12 protein-coding genes and 1 pseudogene are annotated in these 17,994 nt (G+C 52.4%); 8 read left to right on the top strand and 5 right to left on the bottom strand.

Features of this window, described 5'->3' with window-relative positions; all coding sequences use genetic code 11:
• The first annotated feature begins 3 nt into the window (after nucleotides 1-3).
• From feoB to A7098_RS23990, 4 genes and pseudogenes are all read left to right on the top strand, one after another.
• A complete protein-coding gene (gene feoB / locus A7098_RS17710; RefSeq protein ID WP_000737001.1) occupies nucleotides 4-2,325 on the top strand; it encodes a Fe(2+) transporter permease subunit FeoB in 2,322 nt (773 codons plus the stop codon).
• 10 nt (nucleotides 2,326-2,335) lie between these two features.
• The gene (gene feoC, locus A7098_RS17715; RefSeq protein ID WP_000157593.1) at nucleotides 2,336-2,572 is read left to right on the top strand and encodes a [Fe-S]-dependent transcriptional repressor FeoC; all 237 of its coding nucleotides are present in this window, start codon (nucleotides 2,336-2,338) and stop codon (nucleotides 2,570-2,572) included.
• A 203-nt stretch (nucleotides 2,573-2,775) separates the two neighbouring features.
• Nucleotides 2,776-3,669 carry a recombination-promoting nuclease RpnA gene (rpnA, locus tag A7098_RS17720; RefSeq protein ID WP_105281187.1) on the top strand — a complete coding sequence of 298 codons (894 nt, stop codon included), beginning with the start codon at nucleotides 2,776-2,778 and terminating at the stop codon, nucleotides 3,667-3,669.
• 71 nt (nucleotides 3,670-3,740) lie between these two features.
• A pseudogene (locus A7098_RS23990) lies at nucleotides 3,741-3,881 on the top strand (hypothetical protein); the annotation flags it as partial.
• 6 nt (nucleotides 3,882-3,887) lie between these two features.
• Here the strand turns inward: A7098_RS23990 and bioH are convergent.
• Complete coding sequence (bioH, locus tag A7098_RS17725; protein ID WP_001060058.1) at nucleotides 3,888-4,658, bottom strand: pimeloyl-ACP methyl ester esterase BioH; 771 nt, start codon at nucleotides 4,656-4,658, stop codon at nucleotides 3,888-3,890.
• Between the two features lie 37 nt (nucleotides 4,659-4,695).
• On the opposite strand from bioH, the gene gntX reads away from it, so the two are divergent.
• From gntX to gntT, 3 genes are all read left to right on the top strand, one after another.
• The gene (gene gntX, locus A7098_RS17730; protein WP_010348483.1) at nucleotides 4,696-5,379 is read left to right on the top strand and encodes a DNA utilization protein GntX; all 684 of its coding nucleotides are present in this window, start codon (nucleotides 4,696-4,698) and stop codon (nucleotides 5,377-5,379) included.
• 58 nt (nucleotides 5,380-5,437) lie between these two features.
• Nucleotides 5,438-6,013, top strand: a complete 576-nt coding sequence (gene nfuA, locus A7098_RS17735) for a Fe-S biogenesis protein NfuA (RefSeq protein ID WP_000619389.1) — start codon at nucleotides 5,438-5,440, stop codon at nucleotides 6,011-6,013.
• Between the two features lie 342 nt (nucleotides 6,014-6,355).
• A complete protein-coding gene (gntT, locus tag A7098_RS17740; RefSeq protein WP_001131744.1) occupies nucleotides 6,356-7,672 on the top strand; it encodes a gluconate transporter in 1,317 nt (438 codons plus the stop codon).
• A gap of 101 nt (nucleotides 7,673-7,773) precedes the next feature.
• Here gntT and malQ read toward each other — a convergent pair whose 3' ends face one another.
• Together malQ and malP are read right to left on the bottom strand one after the other, a co-directional pair.
• A complete protein-coding gene (gene malQ, locus A7098_RS17745) occupies nucleotides 7,774-9,858 on the bottom strand; it encodes a 4-alpha-glucanotransferase (RefSeq protein WP_105281188.1) in 2,085 nt (694 codons plus the stop codon).
• A gap of 9 nt (nucleotides 9,859-9,867) precedes the next feature.
• Complete coding sequence (malP, locus tag A7098_RS17750; protein WP_105281189.1) at nucleotides 9,868-12,261, bottom strand: maltodextrin phosphorylase; 2,394 nt, start codon at nucleotides 12,259-12,261, stop codon at nucleotides 9,868-9,870.
• Nucleotides 12,262-12,884: 623 nt separating this feature from the next.
• Between malP and malT the strand changes: the two genes are divergently transcribed.
• Nucleotides 12,885-15,590 (top strand): HTH-type transcriptional regulator MalT, encoded by a 2,706-nt coding sequence (gene malT, locus A7098_RS17755; protein WP_032226671.1) that lies wholly within the window; start codon nucleotides 12,885-12,887, stop codon nucleotides 15,588-15,590.
• 42 nt (nucleotides 15,591-15,632) lie between these two features.
• Here the strand turns inward: malT and rtcA are convergent, their stop codons facing one another.
• Together rtcA and rtcB are read right to left on the bottom strand one after the other, a co-directional pair.
• Entirely contained in the window at nucleotides 15,633-16,649 is a 1,017-nt protein-coding gene (rtcA, locus tag A7098_RS17760) for an RNA 3'-terminal phosphate cyclase (protein WP_105281190.1), read from the bottom strand.
• Nucleotides 16,650-16,652: 3 nt separating this feature from the next.
• Entirely contained in the window at nucleotides 16,653-17,879 is a 1,227-nt protein-coding gene (gene rtcB, locus A7098_RS17765) for an RNA-splicing ligase RtcB (protein ID WP_001105509.1), read from the bottom strand.
• Between the last annotated feature and the right edge of the window lie 115 nt (nucleotides 17,880-17,994).

The raw sequence follows: 17,994 nt of genomic DNA on the forward strand, positions 1-17,994 counted from the left end.
ACAATGAAAAAATTAACCATTGGCTTAATTGGTAATCCAAATTCTGGCAAGACAACCTTATTTAACCAGCTCACCGGCGCACGTCAGCGTGTAGGAAACTGGGCTGGCGTTACCGTCGAACGTAAAGAGGGTCAGTTCTCCACCACCGATCATCAGGTCACCCTGGTTGACCTGCCCGGCACCTATTCTCTGACCACCATCTCATCGCAAACTTCGCTTGATGAGCAAATCGCCTGTCACTACATTTTGAGTGGCGACGCCGATCTGCTGATTAACGTGGTGGATGCGTCTAACCTTGAGCGTAACCTGTACCTGACGCTGCAACTGCTGGAGCTCGGCATTCCCTGCATCGTGGCGCTGAACATGCTCGACATTGCCGAGAAGCAAAATATTCGCATTGAAATTGATGCGCTGTCGGCACGTCTTGGCTGCCCGGTGATCCCGCTGGTTTCCACGCGTGGTCGCGGTATTGAAGCCCTGAAACTGGCAATTGACCGCTATAAAGCCAACGAGAATGTAGAACTGGTGCATTACGCCCAGCCGCTCATCAATGAAGCCGACGCGCTGGCAAAAGTAATGCCCTCTGACATCCCGCTGAAACATCGCCGCTGGCTGGGTCTGCAAATGCTGGAAGGCGATATCTACAGCCGCGCCTACGCCGGTGAAGCGTCGCAGCATCTGGATGCAGCCCTCGCCCGTCTGCGTAATGAGATGGACGATCCGGCGCTGCACATTGCCGATGCGCGTTACCAGTGTATTGCTGCCATCTGCGATGTGGTGAGCAATACCCTGACGGCAGAACCCAGCCGTTTCACCACGGCAGTAGATAAAATCGTGCTCAACCGATTCCTCGGTCTGCCAATTTTCCTCTTTGTGATGTATCTGATGTTCCTGCTGGCTATCAACATCGGCGGGGCGTTACAGCCGCTGTTTGACGTCGGTTCCGTGGCACTCTTTGTGCATGGTATTCAGTGGATTGGCTACACGCTCCACTTCCCTGACTGGCTGACTATCTTCCTCGCCCAGGGGCTGGGTGGCGGTATTAACACCGTTCTGCCACTGGTGCCGCAGATCGGCATGATGTACCTGTTCCTCTCCTTCCTCGAGGACTCCGGGTATATGGCGAGAGCGGCATTTGTGATGGACCGTCTGATGCAAGCGTTGGGTCTGCCAGGGAAATCCTTTGTGCCGTTGATCGTTGGCTTCGGTTGTAACGTACCGTCGGTGATGGGTGCGCGCACTCTTGATGCTCCGCGTGAACGTCTGATGACTATCATGATGGCGCCATTTATGTCCTGCGGTGCTCGTCTGGCAATCTTCGCAGTATTTGCTGCCGCGTTCTTCGGGCAGAATGGCGCGCTGGCTGTGTTCTCACTGTATGTCATCGGTATTGTGATGGCGGTACTGACGGGTCTGATGCTCAAATACACCATTATGCGCGGTGAAGCGACGCCGTTTGTCATGGAGCTACCGGTCTATCACGTACCACACATTAAGAGTCTGATTATCCAGACCTGGCAGCGTTTGAAAGGCTTCGTTCTGCGCGCCGGTAAAGTGATTATCATCGTCAGCATTTTCCTGAGCGCATTCAACAGCTTCTCGCTGAGTGGGAAAATCGTCGATAACATCAACGACTCGGCGCTGGCCTCTGTCAGCCGCGTGATCACTCCAGTCTTCAAGCCGATTGGCGTGCATGAAGATAACTGGCAGGCAACGGTTGGACTGTTTACTGGCGCAATGGCGAAAGAAGTGGTGGTGGGTACTCTCAACACCCTCTATACCGCAGAAAACATTCAGGACGAAGAGTTCAATCCGGCGGAATTTAACCTCGGTGAAGAGCTGTTCAGCGCGGTAGATGAAACCTGGCAGAGCCTGAAAGACACCTTCAGCCTTAGCGTACTGATGAACCCAATTGAAGCCAGCAAAGGCGACGGCGAAATGGGTACTGGGGCAATGGGCGTGATGGATGAGAAATTCGGTAGCGCGGCGGCTGCTTACAGCTATCTGATATTCGTCCTGCTGTATGTACCTTGCATTTCGGTGATGGGTGCCATTGCCCGTGAATCAAGCCGTGGCTGGATGGGCTTCTCCATCCTGTGGGGGCTAAATATCGCTTACTCGCTGGCAACATTGTTCTATCAGGTCGCCAGCTACAGCCAGCACCCAACTTACAGCCTGGTGTGCATTCTGGCGGTTGTCCTGTTTAACATCGTGGTTATTGGCCTGCTGCGCCGCGCGCGTAGTCGAGTCGATATCGAACTACTGGCAAGCCGCAAAACGGTAAGCAGTTGCTGCGCAGCCAGCACCACTGGCGATTGCCACTAAGGACACGGCAATGGCTTCGCTCATTCAGGTGCGTGATTTGCTGGCGTTACGGGGTCGTATGGAAGCGACCCAGATCAGCCAGACGCTGAACACCCCGCAGCCGATGATTAACGCTATGTTGCAACAGCTGGAAAATATGGGCAAAGCGGTACGGATTCAGGAAGAACCTGATGGCTGCCTCTCTGGCAGTTGTAAAAGCTGCCCGGAAGGAAAAGCCTGTCTGCGTGAGTGGTGGATGCTGCGTTAACCTTGTTTCATCGTTCGTTTTGAAAAGCCCGGTATGCATTAGCTACCGGGCTTTTTTGCGTGCGGCTTTCCATAAAAATGCAACTCTTGCAGCATGGAGTAAGTTCCTCTGAAAGCGTCTCGCAGGGATGAAAACTTGCTGATGCACAGCCGTGGAGTGGCGCGTAAAGTCTCGGCATTCAAAAAAACAGGTGAAGGAACGCCATGAGCAAAAAACAGAGTTCCACCCCACACGATGCGCTGTTCAAACTCTTTTTACGCCAACCGGACACGGCACGCGATTTTCTTGCGTTCCATTTACCGGCACCCATCCACGCGCTCTGTGATATGAAAACCCTCAAGCTGGAGTCGAGCAGCTTTATCGATGACGATCTGCGTGAAAGCTATTCCGACGTGCTGTGGTCGGTGAAAACGGAGCAAGGGCCAGGATATATCTATTGCCTGATTGAACATCAAAGCACCTCAAACAGACTGATCGCATTTCGCATGATGCGTTATGCCATTGCCGCAATGCAAAACCACCTTGATGCAGGATACAAAACGTTGCCGATGGTCGTACCGTTGTTGTTTTACCACGGCATTGAAAGCCCCTATCCCTATTCGCTGTGTTGGCTGGATTGTTTCGCCGATCCCAAACTGGCAAGGCAGCTTTATGCCTCGGCATTTCCGCTGATTGATATCACCGTCATGCCTGATGATGAAATCATGCAGCACCGACGCATGGCGCTGCTGGAGTTAATTCAAAAACATATTCGTCAACGCGACCTGATGGGGCTGGTAGAGCAAATGGCTTGCTTATTAAGTAGTGGGTACGCTAATGACAGACAAATCAAAGGGCTGTTTAATTACATACTACAAACTGGCGATGCGGTACGTTTTAACGATTTTATCGACGGCGTTGCCGAACGTTCACCGAAACACAAGGAGAGTTTAATGACTATTGCGGAAAGATTGCGGCAGGAAGGGTTTCAGAACGGTATACGTACCAACGCCCTAAATATTGCCAAAACCATGCTGGATGCCGGAGTCTCTCTTGAGGACGTTCTGCGATTTACCAGCCTGACGGTTGAAGACCTTGCTGAAATAGATCATCAATAACGTAAAGGATGGTTTTAATGACAGATGCAGAAAGAGAATATCTTATTAGTTACCTGATTGGTTATTTATTGGGCCGACGCCTGGAAGCCCTGGATATCGCCAAAAGAATGCTGTAATCCGGAGTCCCTCTTGCAGATATCATGCGCTTTACCGGGGTGTCAGAAGAAGAGTTGGCTGCGGCGAGTCAGGAAGTTCTGTCTCGCCATTTCTAAAGCCACCTACACCCTCTGCTTCAACGCTACCAGCTGCTGACAAAACTCGTCTGGATGCGAAATAAACGGCGCATGAGCCGCTTTGGCGAAGATATATGATTCGCTGTGCGGCCAGAGTTCATCCAGCATCGGCACTACTTTGCGCGGCACCAGACCGTCGAGATAACCATACAATCGCAAAAACGGCATTGGTACATTTTGCAGCGGATAACGAAGATCGACCGTTTTCAGGATTTCCAGCCCACCATTGAGCACGTCAACCTCCGGCATCGGTAATGCCAGAACGGTTTTCTTCAGCGCCCGCGCATCCTGGCGCGCCGTTTCTGTCCCCATGGTTTGCAACGCAAGGAAACGCTCCACCGTACGCTGAAAATCTTCACTTAGCTGCTGCTGGAAACCCGCCAGCACATCCGGTTTTATCCCCGGCCACCCATCACGGGCACTAAAACATGGCGACGATGCTACAGTGACCAGCGCCTGAACACGCTCGGGATAGGCTAATGCAATCTGACTTGCCACCAGCCCGCCCAGGCTCCAGCCTAACCAAATGGCTTTATCCGGTGCCTGTTGCAGCACGACATCAGCCATGTCAGCAAGCGACATCGCACCAAATCCCTGACTGCGCCCGAAGCCAGGCAGATCAACAAGATGTAACGTAAAATGCGAGCTAAGTTCCTCGTCAATGCAACGCCACACTTCGGCATTCAGTCCCCATCCGTGCAGCAGCACAAGATGAACATTCCCCTGACCTTTGGTCTGCCACCAGATGTTATTCATCCGCTATTGTTCTCTTTTCACTTACAAGGATGAACATATGCTAACAGTACCGGGATTATGCTGGCTATGCCGAATGCCGCTGGCGCTAGGTCATTGGGGGATTTGTTCGGTCTGCTCCCGCGCCGCACGTACAGATAAAATGCTATGCCCGCAATGTGGATTACCAGCTACACACTCGTATCTCCCCTGTGGTCGTTGCCTGCAAAAACCACCGCCGTGGCAAAGACTGGTAACCATCGCCAATTATGCGCCGCCGTTAAGCCCGCTCATCCACCAGCTTAAGTTTTCCCGCCGCAGTGAAATCGCCAGTGCGCTAGCACGTTTGTTACTGTTGGAAGTCTTACACGCCCGTCGCACCAGCGAATTACATCTGCCGGATCGCATCGTCAGTGTCCCGCTATGGCGGCATCGCCACTGGCGTCGGGGATTTAATCAGAGCGATTTGCTGTGTCAGCCGTTATCACGCTGGTTGCACTGCCAATGGGATAGCGAAGCCGTCACACGAACAAGAGCCACTGCGCCCCAGCATTTTCTCAACGCCCGTCTGCGCAAGCGCAACCTGAAAAATGCCTTTCGCCTTGAATTGCCCGTGCAAGGTCTCCATATGGTGATTGTGGATGATGTCGTTACCACCGGAAGTACCGTCGCAGAGATTGCGCAGTTGCTTTTACGCAATGGTGCGGCGACTGTCCAGGTCTGGTGCCTTTGTCGAACCTTGTAGAGCCTCGATGATGGGCGTATTATAACCAACTAAAATAGTCAACTATTAGGCCATTACTATGATCCGTATTTCCGATGCTGCACAAGCGCACTTTGCCAAACTGCTGGCAAACCAGGAAGAAGGGACACAAATCCGCGTATTTGTGATTAACCCTGGCACACCTAACGCTGAATGTGGCGTTTCTTATTGTCCGCCTGACGCTGTGGAAGCCACCGACACCGCCCTGAAATTTGACCTGCTGACCGCGTATGTTGATGAGTTAAGCGCACCATACCTGGAAGATGCAGAGATCGACTTTGTTACCGACCAACTGGGTTCCCAGCTAACGCTGAAAGCACCGAACGCCAAAATGCGTAAAGTGGCTGACGATGCCCCGCTAATGGAGCGCGTAGAGTATATGCTGCAATCGCAGATTAACCCGCAGCTTGCCGGTCACGGTGGTCGCGTTTCGCTGATGGAAATCACCGAAGACGGTTACGCCATTCTACAATTTGGCGGCGGCTGTAACGGTTGTTCCATGGTCGACGTAACGCTGAAAGAAGGGATCGAAAAGCAGTTGCTGAACGAATTCCCGGAGCTGAAAGGTGTGCGCGATCTCACCGAACACCAGCGCGGCGAACACTCTTACTACTAAGTTATCCCCTCTTTTGTAGATTGCCCGATGCGACGCTAAAGCGTCTTATCGGGCTTTCGTTGTTCTTATGGCGCAGCTTTACTCCATCCCCTTCGTCTCCCCACGATAATATGACCAACCTCTCATAATTTAAATTTACCCCGCTCTGGTGATTCTCAAGCGCATTATGTTACCCGTATCATTCTCATGGGCACCAAACACACTCATAACATCTGACTACACTAATACGTTTTAGGGGTCATCAGCCGTGGTGCCGTTATATCTCTGTTCCCAGTTGGGACAACCAGGATTTGTCGTCAGAAACCTGACGTTACCCATAACAAATTAAAGGCCAGGTAAATCATGCCATTAGTCATTGTTGCTATCGGTGTAATCTTGTTATTACTCCTGATGATCCGCTTCAAAATGAACGGCTTCATCGCTCTCGTCCTCGTGGCGCTTGCTGTTGGATTAATGCAAGGGATGCCGCTGGATAAAGTTATTGGCTCTATCAAAGCCGGTGTCGGCGGGACGCTCGGTAGCCTTGCCCTGATCATGGGGTTTGGTGCGATGCTGGGCAAAATGCTGGCAGACTGTGGCGGCGCACAACGTATCGCCACCACGCTGATTGCCAAATTTGGTAAAAAACACATCCAGTGGGCAGTGGTATTAACCGGTTTTACCGTCGGTTTTGCCCTGTTCTATGAAGTAGGCTTTGTGCTGATGCTGCCGCTGGTATTCACCATCGCCGCTGCTGCAAATATCCCACTGCTGTATGTTGGTGTACCAATGGCGGCTGCACTGTCTGTTACCCACGGCTTCCTGCCGCCGCATCCGGGTCCGACTGCGATTGCCACCATCTTCCAGGCCGATATGGGTAAAACCCTGCTGTACGGTACTATTCTGGCAATCCCGACCGTGATTCTCGCCGGTCCGGTTTACGCTCGCGTGTTGAAAGGTATCGATAAGCCGATCCCGGAAGGTCTGTACAGCGCGAAAACCTTCAGCGAAGAAGAGATGCCGAGCTTTGGCGTCAGCGTCTGGACCTCTCTGGTGCCGGTAGTGCTGATGGCGATGCGTGCGATTGCCGAAATGATCCTGCCTAAAGGTCACGCTTTCCTGCCGGTAGCCGAGTTCCTCGGTGACCCGGTAATGGCAACGCTGATTGCCGTACTGATCGCGATGTTCACCTTTGGTCTGAACCGTGGTCGTTCGATGGATCAGATTAACGACACGCTGGTTTCTTCAATCAAAATCATCGCGATGATGCTGCTAATCATCGGTGGTGGCGGTGCGTTCAAGCAGGTGCTGGTAGACAGCGGCGTGGACAAATACATTGCTTCCATGATGCACGAAACCAACATTTCTCCGCTGCTGATGGCGTGGTCTATTGCCGCAGTGCTGCGTATCGCGCTGGGTTCTGCAACCGTTGCGGCAATCACTGCGGGTGGTATCGCGGCACCGCTGATTGCAACGACAGGTGTTAGCCCGGAGCTGATGGTTATTGCGGTTGGTTCCGGTAGTGTGATTTTCTCTCACGTGAACGATCCGGGCTTCTGGCTGTTCAAAGAGTACTTTAACCTGACTATCGGCGAGACCATCAAATCCTGGTCGATGCTGGAAACCATTATCTCAGTGTGCGGTCTGGTAGGCTGTCTGCTGCTGAATATGGTGATTTGATAATACTGACTGCCGGATATGGCGTGAATGCCTTATCCGGCTGCTCTAATGAGTAGGCCGGATAAGACGCATCAAGCATCGCATCCGGCATCAACCGCACTCTACTTCTTCTTCGCTGCCGCCCTGCGCCGTCTGTCCAAATCCTTCAGCAACTTGTTCACCCCATCATCGGCAAACATCGTCTCAAGCGTTGCGGAAAGCTTGCGTCGCCAGTTTTTGTACTGGTAACTGGTGCCAGGAATATTTACAGGTTCCGCCATATCCAGCCAATCTTCTGGCTGTAGCCCTAACAGGGCACTGTTACTGTCGGCGATATAACGTTGCAAGCCACGATTAAGCGTCGGTGTCATCGACATTAGTGATGCCTTATGCCCGGCACGTTTTGGCAGACAGCCATATTTATGCAGCGCATCCAACAGCCCTTGCTTCGCCAGTTCGCGATCCTGATACAAACCACGCAGCACCACTTCATCCGGGTACAGCCCCAGTGTTTTGCCCAGCGTTAAATCCCCGCTCTCCCAGTAACCACGCAGCGTAGGCAGATCGTGTGTTGCCGCGACCGCCATCGACTGCTCCGGATACGCTTTTGGTGCGCGGAACGTCTTCTCGTGATCGCTTTCGAAATAGAGCACTTTGTAGGAGTAAACACCGCTACTGCGCAGCTTACCGACAATCTCTACCGGCACCGTACCAAGATCCTCGCCAATCACCATGCAGCGATGGCGTTTACTTTCCAGCGCCAGAATAGCGAGCAGATCATCCACCGGATAGTGGACATATGCCCCTTGATCCGCCGTTTCGCCATACGGTATCCACCACAAACGCAGCATCGACATTACATGGTCGATACGCAGCGCACCGCAGTTTTGCATGTTCGCGCGCAGTAGTTCGATAAAAGGTTCATAGGCGCGCGCGGTGATGATATGCGGATCCATCGGCGGCAATCCCCAGTTCTGCCCCAACGGGCCGAGGATATCCGGCGGCGCGCCAACCGACGCTTTCAGGCAATACAGTTCACGGTCGCACCAGGTTTCTGCCCCACCTTCCGCTACGCCAACCGCCAGATCACGGTACAAGCCAATCGGCATTTCATAGCCCTGGCTTATCTCCCAGCAGGCGGCAAACTGGCAGTAAGCCAGCCACTGCAACCAGAGATAAAAATCGACGTCATCACGATGTTCTTCGCAGAACTGACGCACTTCTGGTGAATCCACATTCTGGTACGCCTGCGGCCATGCTGGCCAACCCCAGCGCATTTCGTCCTCTTTAACTTGCTGTGCATGTAGCGCGTCAAACGCTGCCTGCCAGAACAAGCTATCGCCCTGCTCTGCAACAAACAGGCGAAACGCCGCCATCTGCTCATCATCACGTTGCGCGAAACCGTTCCACGCCATCCGCAATGCTGTCATTTTTAAAGCAGTAACCGTGGAGTAATCGACCCAGTCAGCATCCCGCGCCTGTTGCAGCGTCTGTTGCGTGGTCGGCATCTGCCACCAGGCCTGTGCCTCTTCGCTAAGATGGAAATCTTCGACGGCGTTAACGTCGATATAAACCACATTCAGCCAGCGGCGCGATGACGGACTATATGGGCTGGCACTTTCCGGATTTGCCGGATAGAGCGCATGAATCGGGTTCAGGCCGATGAAAGACCCGCCGCGTTTCGCCACATCCACCAGCATCGCTTTAAGATCGCCAAAATCCCCAATACCCCAGTTTTTTTCCGATCGCAGCGTATAAAGCTGAACGCAGGCACCCCACAGCTTTTGTTTATTCAGCAACGCCTGCGGTTCGTAACAGCGTTTCGGGGCGACAATCACCCGGCAATGTGCGCGCTGGTCGTCCTGGGTAAGCGTCAGCGTGTGATAACCTTCCGGCAGCTTCGTCGGTAGATTGAACGCTTTGCCCCCCGTTACATGGCCTTTGTACTGCGTTCCTTCTTCGGTGGTCAGCAGCCAGCTATATTCGCCGCTGCCTTCTACCGCCATCGACATTTTTTTGCCGCTGGTATAAACCATGACATTCGGGACTGGCGTTACCGCCACTTTCGTGGCGGTACTTCGATGCATCGCGTCAAGCAAACGCCGTTTGGTTTCGGCGCTAATCGACTGCGGTTTACCGTGGGCATTGATGTAATTGGGGCTGATCCCCGCCGCCAGCGCGGCATTATCCAGACGTTTGCTTTCCATCGAGCTTCCTTAGCGTTTTGCCTGCCAGATACGAGCCTGATAATCGCGAATAGAGCGATCCGAGCTAAACATACCGCAGCGGGCGGTATTGAAGATCGCCGCGCGAGTCCAGGCCTCCTGGTCGCGGTACAGCACATCCACCTGCTTTTGTGCCTCTACATAGGCTGCGAAATCCGCCATCACCAGATACGGATCGCCGCCCTGTTTGCCGATACTGTGCAGCATCTGGTCGAAGGCATGTTTATCACCGTCGCTGTATTTACCGCTTTCCAGCTCTTTCAATACGGCGTCCAGAACCTTATCTTTCTTCCGCCATTTCACCGGGTCGTAGCCTTTGGCCAGAATTGCCTTCACTTGTTCCACGGTATGACCAAAAATAAAGATGTTCTCTTCACCGACCTTTTCGGCAATTTCAACGTTCGCACCATCCAGCGTACCCACGGTTAACGCGCCGTTGAGCGCCAGTTTCATGTTGCCAGTGCCGGAAGCTTCTTTCCCTGCCGTGGAGATCTGCTCGGAGATATCCGCCGCTGGGATCAGTTTTTCCGCTGCTGAGACACAATAATCCGGCAGGAACACCACCTTCAGTTTGTCGCCAACCTGCGGATCGTTGTTGATCACATCAGCCACTTTATTGATCGCAAAGATAATATTCTTCGCCAGGTAGTAGCCCGGCGCCGCTTTCGCGCCGAACAGGAATACGCGCGGTACGCGGTCGGCCTTCGGGTTCTCGCGAATTTCTTTATACAGCGCCAGAATATGCAGCAGATTCAGGTGCTGGCGTTTGTACTCATGCAGACGTTTGATCTGAATATCAAAAATCGCCTGCGGATTGATCTCAATACCGGTACGGGCTTTCACAAACTCCGCCAGACGAACCTTATTCGCCTGTTTGATCTCGCGATATTGCTGACGGAATTTCGCGTCATCGGCGAATTTTTCCAGATGGATCAGTTGATCCAGATCGTTAACCCACTCTTTCTTCAGTGATTTATCCAGCAGCGCCGCCAGTGCCGGGTTGCACTGTTTGATCCAGCGACGTGGGGTAATGCCGTTAGTGACGTTATGGAATTTGTTCGGCCACAGCTGATGGTATTCAGGGAACAAGTCTTTCACTACCAGATCCGAGTGCAACGCTGCCACACCGTTCACCGCAAAGCCGCTTACCACACACATATTGGCCATGCGAACCTGTTTGTCATACACAACTGCCAGCTTTGCCCACACCGCTTTATCGCCCGGCCAGGTTTTTTCCACCAGTTTCTTAAAGCGGTTGTTGATTTCGTTGATTATCTGCATATGGCGCGGCAGCAGGGCTTTTACCAGTTTCTCATCCCAGCATTCCAGAGCTTCTGGCATCAAAGTATGGTTGGTGTAAGCGAAAGTTTTGCTGGTGATTGCCCAGGCGTCATCCCAGCTCATCTGGTGCTCATCGATCAGCACGCGCAGCAGTTCTGGAATAGCGATAGTCGGGTGGGTATCGTTCAGTTGAATAACTTCATACTCTGCCAGTTCGTGCAGTTTACGCCCCGCCAGATGATGGCGACGCAGAATATCCGCCACCGAACAGGCGCACTGGAAGTATTGCTGCATCAGGCGCAGCTTTTTACCCGCAGTGTGGTTGTCGTTTGGATAGAGGACTTTGGTCAGTTTTTCAGCGTTGATGCCTTGTTGTTCGGCACGCAGGAAGTCACCGTCATTAAATTTGGTGAGATTGAACGGATGAGCATGAGTCGCCTGCCACAAACGCAGCGGCTGTGCTACACCGTTGTGGTAGCCCAACACTGGAAGATCCCACGCTTGCCCGGTAATGGTAAATTCCGGTTCCCAGCGCCCCTCTTTCGTCACTTTGCCGCCGATGCCCACCTGCACATCCAGAGCTTCGTTATGACTAAACCACGGGTAGCTACCGCGATGCCAGTCGTCTGGCGCTTCAGACTGTTTACCATCGACAAAGGATTGACGGAATAAACCATACTGATAGTTAAGACCATAACCAGTGGCAGACTGCCCGACAGTCGCCATTGAGTCGAGGAAACACGCAGCCAGACGCCCCAGGCCACCGTTACCCAGCGCCGGATCAATCTCTTCTTCTAACAGGTCAGTCAGGTTGATGTCATAAGGTTTCAGTGAATCCTGAACAGCCTGATACCAGCCGAGGTTTAACAGGTTGTTGCCCGTCAGACGCCCAATCAAAAACTCCATTGAGATGTAGTTAACATGGCGCTGATTCGCCGCCGGTTTAACGAAAGGCTGGGCTCGCAGCATTTCCGCCAGGGCTTCACTCACTGCCAACCACCACTGGCGAGGGGTCATCTCAGCCGCAGAAGTTAAACCATAACGCTGCCACTGGCGTGACAGGGCTTCCTGAAATTGCTTTTCATTAAAAATGGGTTGTGACATAGGAGTTCCAGTTTTCTTAGATATTAAACACAACGTTATCGTTAGTTTGCCAGGCTCCATGTTGACCTTCCTCATCCTACGGGGGATTAGGCGGGGAGGAGTGACGGGGATGAGCAAGAAAATGTGATCACGACCACTTAAAGGTAGTGCAATCAACTGCAAAAGTATCAGCTCAGTGCCAGAGAGCGCAGAAATCCTGCTATTAACAGTAAGAAATGGCCGTTGTGTATTATCAAAAAGCGGAAAGTAACTCTATAAATTAAGTAAAGCGGCGAAATAGTTTCAGCAATGAAATATCAATTGAGGGTCATCTCACTCTTAATAGATTTATTAAGATCAAGTTTTTAGATAGACCTTTCATCAGGAATTAAGGCGGTATCGTTGCTTTAATAAGGCTTTTGAACTGAAAGAAAACACCCTAAAATCCAGTATCCACGCTGCATTTGCGTTGTTTTAAGACGGAGTATTAATAAAGATTTGGAATTGTGACAGAGTGCAAATTCAGACACATAAAAAATCGTCATCGCTTGCATTGCACAGTTTTCTGACCGAACTTATAACTATTAATTACGAAGCGCAAAAAAAATAATATTTCCTCAATTTCCACAGTGAAGTGATTAACTATGCTGATTCCGTCAAAATTAAGTCGTCCGGTTCGACTCGACCATACTGTGGTTCGTGAGCGCCTGTTGGCTAAACTTTCCGGCGCGAACAACTTCAGGCTGGTGCTAATCACAAGTCCTGCGGGTTACGGAAAGACAACGCTCATATCCCAATGGGCGGCAGGAAAAAACGATTTGGGCTGGTACTCGCTTGATGAAGGCGATAACCAGCAAGAACGTTTCGCCAGCTATCTAATCGCCGCCGTGCAACAGGCAACCAGCGGTCACTGCGCCATCAGTGAAACAATGACGCAAAAACGGCAATATGCCAGTCTGACGTCACTATTTGCCCAGCTTTTCATCGAACTGGCGGAATGGCATAGTCCACTTTACCTGGTAATCGATGATTACCATTTGATCACCAATCCGGTGATCCACGAATCAATGCGCTTCTTCATTCGCCATCAACCAGAAAATCTTACTCTGGTGGTGCTGTCACGCAACCTTCCGCAGTTGGGCATTGCCAATCTGCGCGTGCGTGACCAACTATTGGAAATTGGCAGCCAGCAACTGACATTTACCCATCAGGAAGCGAAACAGTTCTTTGATTGCCGTCTGTCATCGCCGATTGAAGCCGCAGAAAGCAGCCGGATTTGCGATGACGTGTCCGGCTGGGCGACGGCGTTGCAGCTAATTGCGCTTTCAGCAAAGCAAAATACCCACTCAGCTCATAAATCAGCGCGTCGTCTGGCGGGCATCAATGCCAGTCATCTTTCTGATTATCTGGTCGATGAGGTGTTAGATAACGTTGATCTGGCCACTCGTCATTTCCTGCTAAAAAGCGCCATTTTGCGCTCGATGAATGATGCGCTAATCACCCGCGTGACCGGCGAAGAAAACGGGCAAATGCGTCTTGAGGAGATTGAGCGTCAGGGGCTGTTTTTGCAACGGATGGATGATACTGGCGAATGGTTCAGCTATCACCCGCTGTTTGGCAACTTCCTGCGCCAACGCTGCCAGTGGGAACTGGCGGCGGAATTGCCGGAAATCCACCGCGCCGCCGCAGAAAGCTGGATGGCGCAAGGTTTTCCCAGCGAAGCCATTCATCATGCGCTGGCGGCAGGCGACGCTTTGATGCTACGCGATATTCTGCTGAATCACGCCTGGAGTTTGTTCAACCACAGCGAACTGTCGCTGCTGGAAGAGTCGCTTAAAGCCCTGCCGTGGGACAGCCTGTTGGAAAATCCACAACTAGTGTTGTTGCAGGCCTGGTTGATGCAAAGTCAGCATCGCTACGGTGAAGTAAATACCCTGCTGGCACGAGCCGAACACGAGATCCAGGGTATCAGGGAAGGCACCATGCACGCAGAATTTAACGCTCTGCGCGCCCAGGTCGCCATTAACGATGGTAATCCGGAAGAAGCCGAACGACTGGCAAAACTGGCACTGGAAGAACTGCCTCCGGGCTGGTTCTACAGCCGCATTGTCGCGACCTCTGTACTTGGCGAAGTGTTGCACTGTAAAGGTGAACTAACCCGCTCGCTGGCGCTTATGCAGCAAACCGAGCAAATGGCGCGCCAGCATGATGTCTGGCACTACGCCTTGTGGAGTTTAATCCAGCAAAGCGAAATTCTGTTTGCCCAGGGGTTCCTGCAAACTGCGTGGGAAACGCAGGAAAAAGCGTTCCAGTTGATTAACGAACAGCATCTGGAACAGTTGCCGATGCATGAGTTTCTGGTACGCATCCGTGCGCAACTGTTATGGGCATGGGCACGGCTGGATGAAGCCGAAGCCTCGGCGCGTAGCGGGATCGAAGTTTTATCTTCTTATCAGCCTCAGCAACAGCTTCAGTGCCTGGCAATGTTAATTCAATGCTCGCTGGCTCGTGGCGATCTGGATAACGCCCGCAGCCAACTTAACCGCCTGGAAAACCTGCTGGGGAATGGCAAATATCACAGCGACTGGATCTCTAACGCCAACAAAGTTCGGGTGATTTACTGGCAAATGACTGGCGACAAAGCCGCCGCTGCCAACTGGTTGCGTCACACGGCCAAACCGGAGTTTGCGAACAACCACTTCCTGCAAGGCCAATGGCGCAACATTGCCCGTGCACAAATTTTGCTGGGCGAGTTTGAGCCTGCGGAAATTGTCCTCGAAGAACTCAACGAAAATGCCCGCAGTCTGCGGCTGATGAGCGACCTAAACCGCAACCTGCTGTTACTCAATCAGTTGTACTGGCAGGCCGGACGTAAAAGCGACGCTCAGCGCGTGTTGCTGGACGCATTAAAACTGGCGAATCGCACCGGATTTATCAGTCATTTTGTCATCGAAGGCGAAGCAATGGCGCAGCAGTTACGCCAGCTGATTCAACTCAATACGCTGCCGGAACTGGAACAGCACCGCGCGCAGCGTATCCTGCGGGAAATCAATCAACATCACCGACACAAGTTCGCTCACTTTGACGAGAGTTTTGTCGAACGTCTGCTAAATCACCCGGAAGTGCCGGAACTGATCCGCACCAGCCCATTGACCCAACGCGAATGGCAGGTACTGGGGCTGATTTACTCCGGTTACAGTAACGAACAAATTGCGGGCGAACTGGAAGTGGCAGCAACCACCATCAAAACGCATATCCGCAATCTGTATCAAAAACTCGGCGTTGCTCACCGTCAGGCTGCGGTACAGCACGCGCAGAAACTGCTGAAAATGATGGGATATGGGGTGTGAGTTTGGTCGGATAACGCACCTGATCCGACTTACCTCTCTGCATCATTCAACGCTAACCCGCGTTACGCCATCTGTTTCAGCCAGAGTAAACCGCACTGGCAAGAAACGCTCCACCACCGCGATATTGGTCAGCAGATGGCATGAGGGATGGGCGACCGTAAATTCCCCCGCGCCTGCCAGCGCCATCGGCAGCACCAACTGGTCTGCGAGATATTCCCCTACCGCAGCCGGGCTTGCCAGGTAGCGTTTAACCTCTTTCACCAGTTGGGCAGCGACCACTTCGGCACTGACGCGCTTTTCACCGACGACAAAAAAGCGTTCAGTGATATTTTCACTTTCGACTTCCAGCGAGACGGTATTTCCTGGCCCCTGCTCGCGCGGCAAGGAATGAATAGTCTGCTCATGCAGTGAAAAACTACCCGCCAGCGTAGCGATTTCACGCTCAGCAACATGGCGCGGCACACCAGCCAGTAGCACCTCTCCACGCATATGCACAATGTTTCCGCGCTCACCAAGTTGCAAGGTGTTAAACGATGCCACCGGCGTAACTTCCGTTGCCACCACACCGCCACCAGCAGGGTAAAAACCGTGGCGCAACAGCGTTGTTTGCTGCTGAATCCCCATCCGCGCCAGCAGCGGTTCCAGCACCCGGCAGATAAAATCGGCAGGCGGCGCCGACGGGTTATCGGTGCCACCGCTCACTTCAACACGCGATGGCCCATCGGCAAACCACAGCGCGGGCAGCACCGTTTGCAGCACCAGCATACAACTTCCGGCACTGCCGATAGCAAAGCGGTAATCGCCGCCGCGCACGGTGCCGGGCCGGAAGACCAGGCGCTGCGATCCCAGCTCCACACCTTCAACCGTTGCATCGCTGATTTGCATCGCCGCTTTTACCGCCGTCAGATGCTGGCGCAACAGCCCCGGTTTCGCCCGCCCGGCACGAATGCCGGTGATGGTGAACGGTTTACCGGTTATCATCGACAGGCTCAGCGCCGAGCGCAGGATCTGCCCGCCGCCTTCACCCTGTGCGCCATCCAGCGCAATTATCCTTTTCATTATTTATCCTTTTACGCACACTACCTGACGCAGGGTGTAAACCACTTCCACCAGATCGCTTTGCGCCGCCATCACCGCATCAATATCTTTATACGCCATCGGGATTTCGTCGATCACTTCGGCATCTTTACGGCATTCCACATGCGCGGTGGCACGAATCTGATCTTCCACACTAAACAATTTTTTTGCTTTGGTACGGCTCATTACCCGCCCGGCACCGTGGCTGCATGAGCAAAATGATTCTTCATTTCCCAGCCCTCGGACGATAAAGCTTTTCGCGCCCATCGACCCAGGAATAATTCCGTACTGCCCGGCACGCGCAGATACCGCGCCTTTACGCGTCACATAGATCTCTTCGCCAAAGTGCTGTTCTTTTTGCACATAGTTGTGGTGACAGTTGATCTCTTCCATCGCCAGAGTTTGCGGCAGTCTTACCGTTTTCTGCGTGATGCTCTGCAACGCCGTTACTACGTTTTCCATCATTGCATCTCGATTAAGGCTGGCAAAAAGCTGCGCCCAGGCCACGGCTTTCAGGTAATCGTCAAAATATTCCGTACCTTCCATAAAGTACGCCAGGTCACGCGACGGCAACGTTTCAAGCTGTTCCTGCATCTCTTTTTGCGCCAGATCGATAAAGTAAGTTCCGATGGCGTTACCGATTCCGCGTGAACCGGAGTGCAGCATAATCCACACCTGATCCGACTCATCAAGGCAGATTTCAATAAAGTGGTTGCCGGTTCCCAGCGTTCCCAGGTGTTTGTAGTTATTAGTGTTCAGGAAACGCGGATATTTTTGCGTTAACCACTGATAACCCGCTTCCAGCTCGGCCCATTTAGCATCGACATTAACAGGCGGATTTTCCCATGCGCCTTTATCACGTTTACAACGCCCGGTAGTACGCCCGTGTGGTACGGCAGTTTCAATCGACTGGCGCAACTCCGCCAGGTTTTCAGGCAGATCCGCCGCCGTTAACGCGGTACGCAGCGCATTCATTCCACAGCCAATATCCACACCTACCGCCGCCGGGATAATCGCCCCTTTCGTTGGGATCACGCTACCAATGGTGGAACCTTTTCCCAGGTGCACATCAGGCATTACCGCAATATGTCTGAAAATAAACGGCATTTTCGCTGTATTTATCAATTGCTGACGCGCATCGGCTTCTACCGGCACGCCTTTGGTCCACATTTTTACCGGGGCATTTTCAGTGGTCAGTAATTCGTAATTCATTTTTTTTTTCTCGTTTCGTTGTTTGCTGTCCATAATTGCAACCGTCGTGCCAAAAAATAAAATCAGCAAATTAAATTTATAATTGATTGTTTTTATTTAATTAAAAGTACAAAGT

The organism is Escherichia sp. MOD1-EC7011 (assembly GCF_002965005.1).
Lineage (GTDB): Bacteria > Pseudomonadota > Gammaproteobacteria > Enterobacterales > Enterobacteriaceae > Escherichia > Escherichia ruysiae.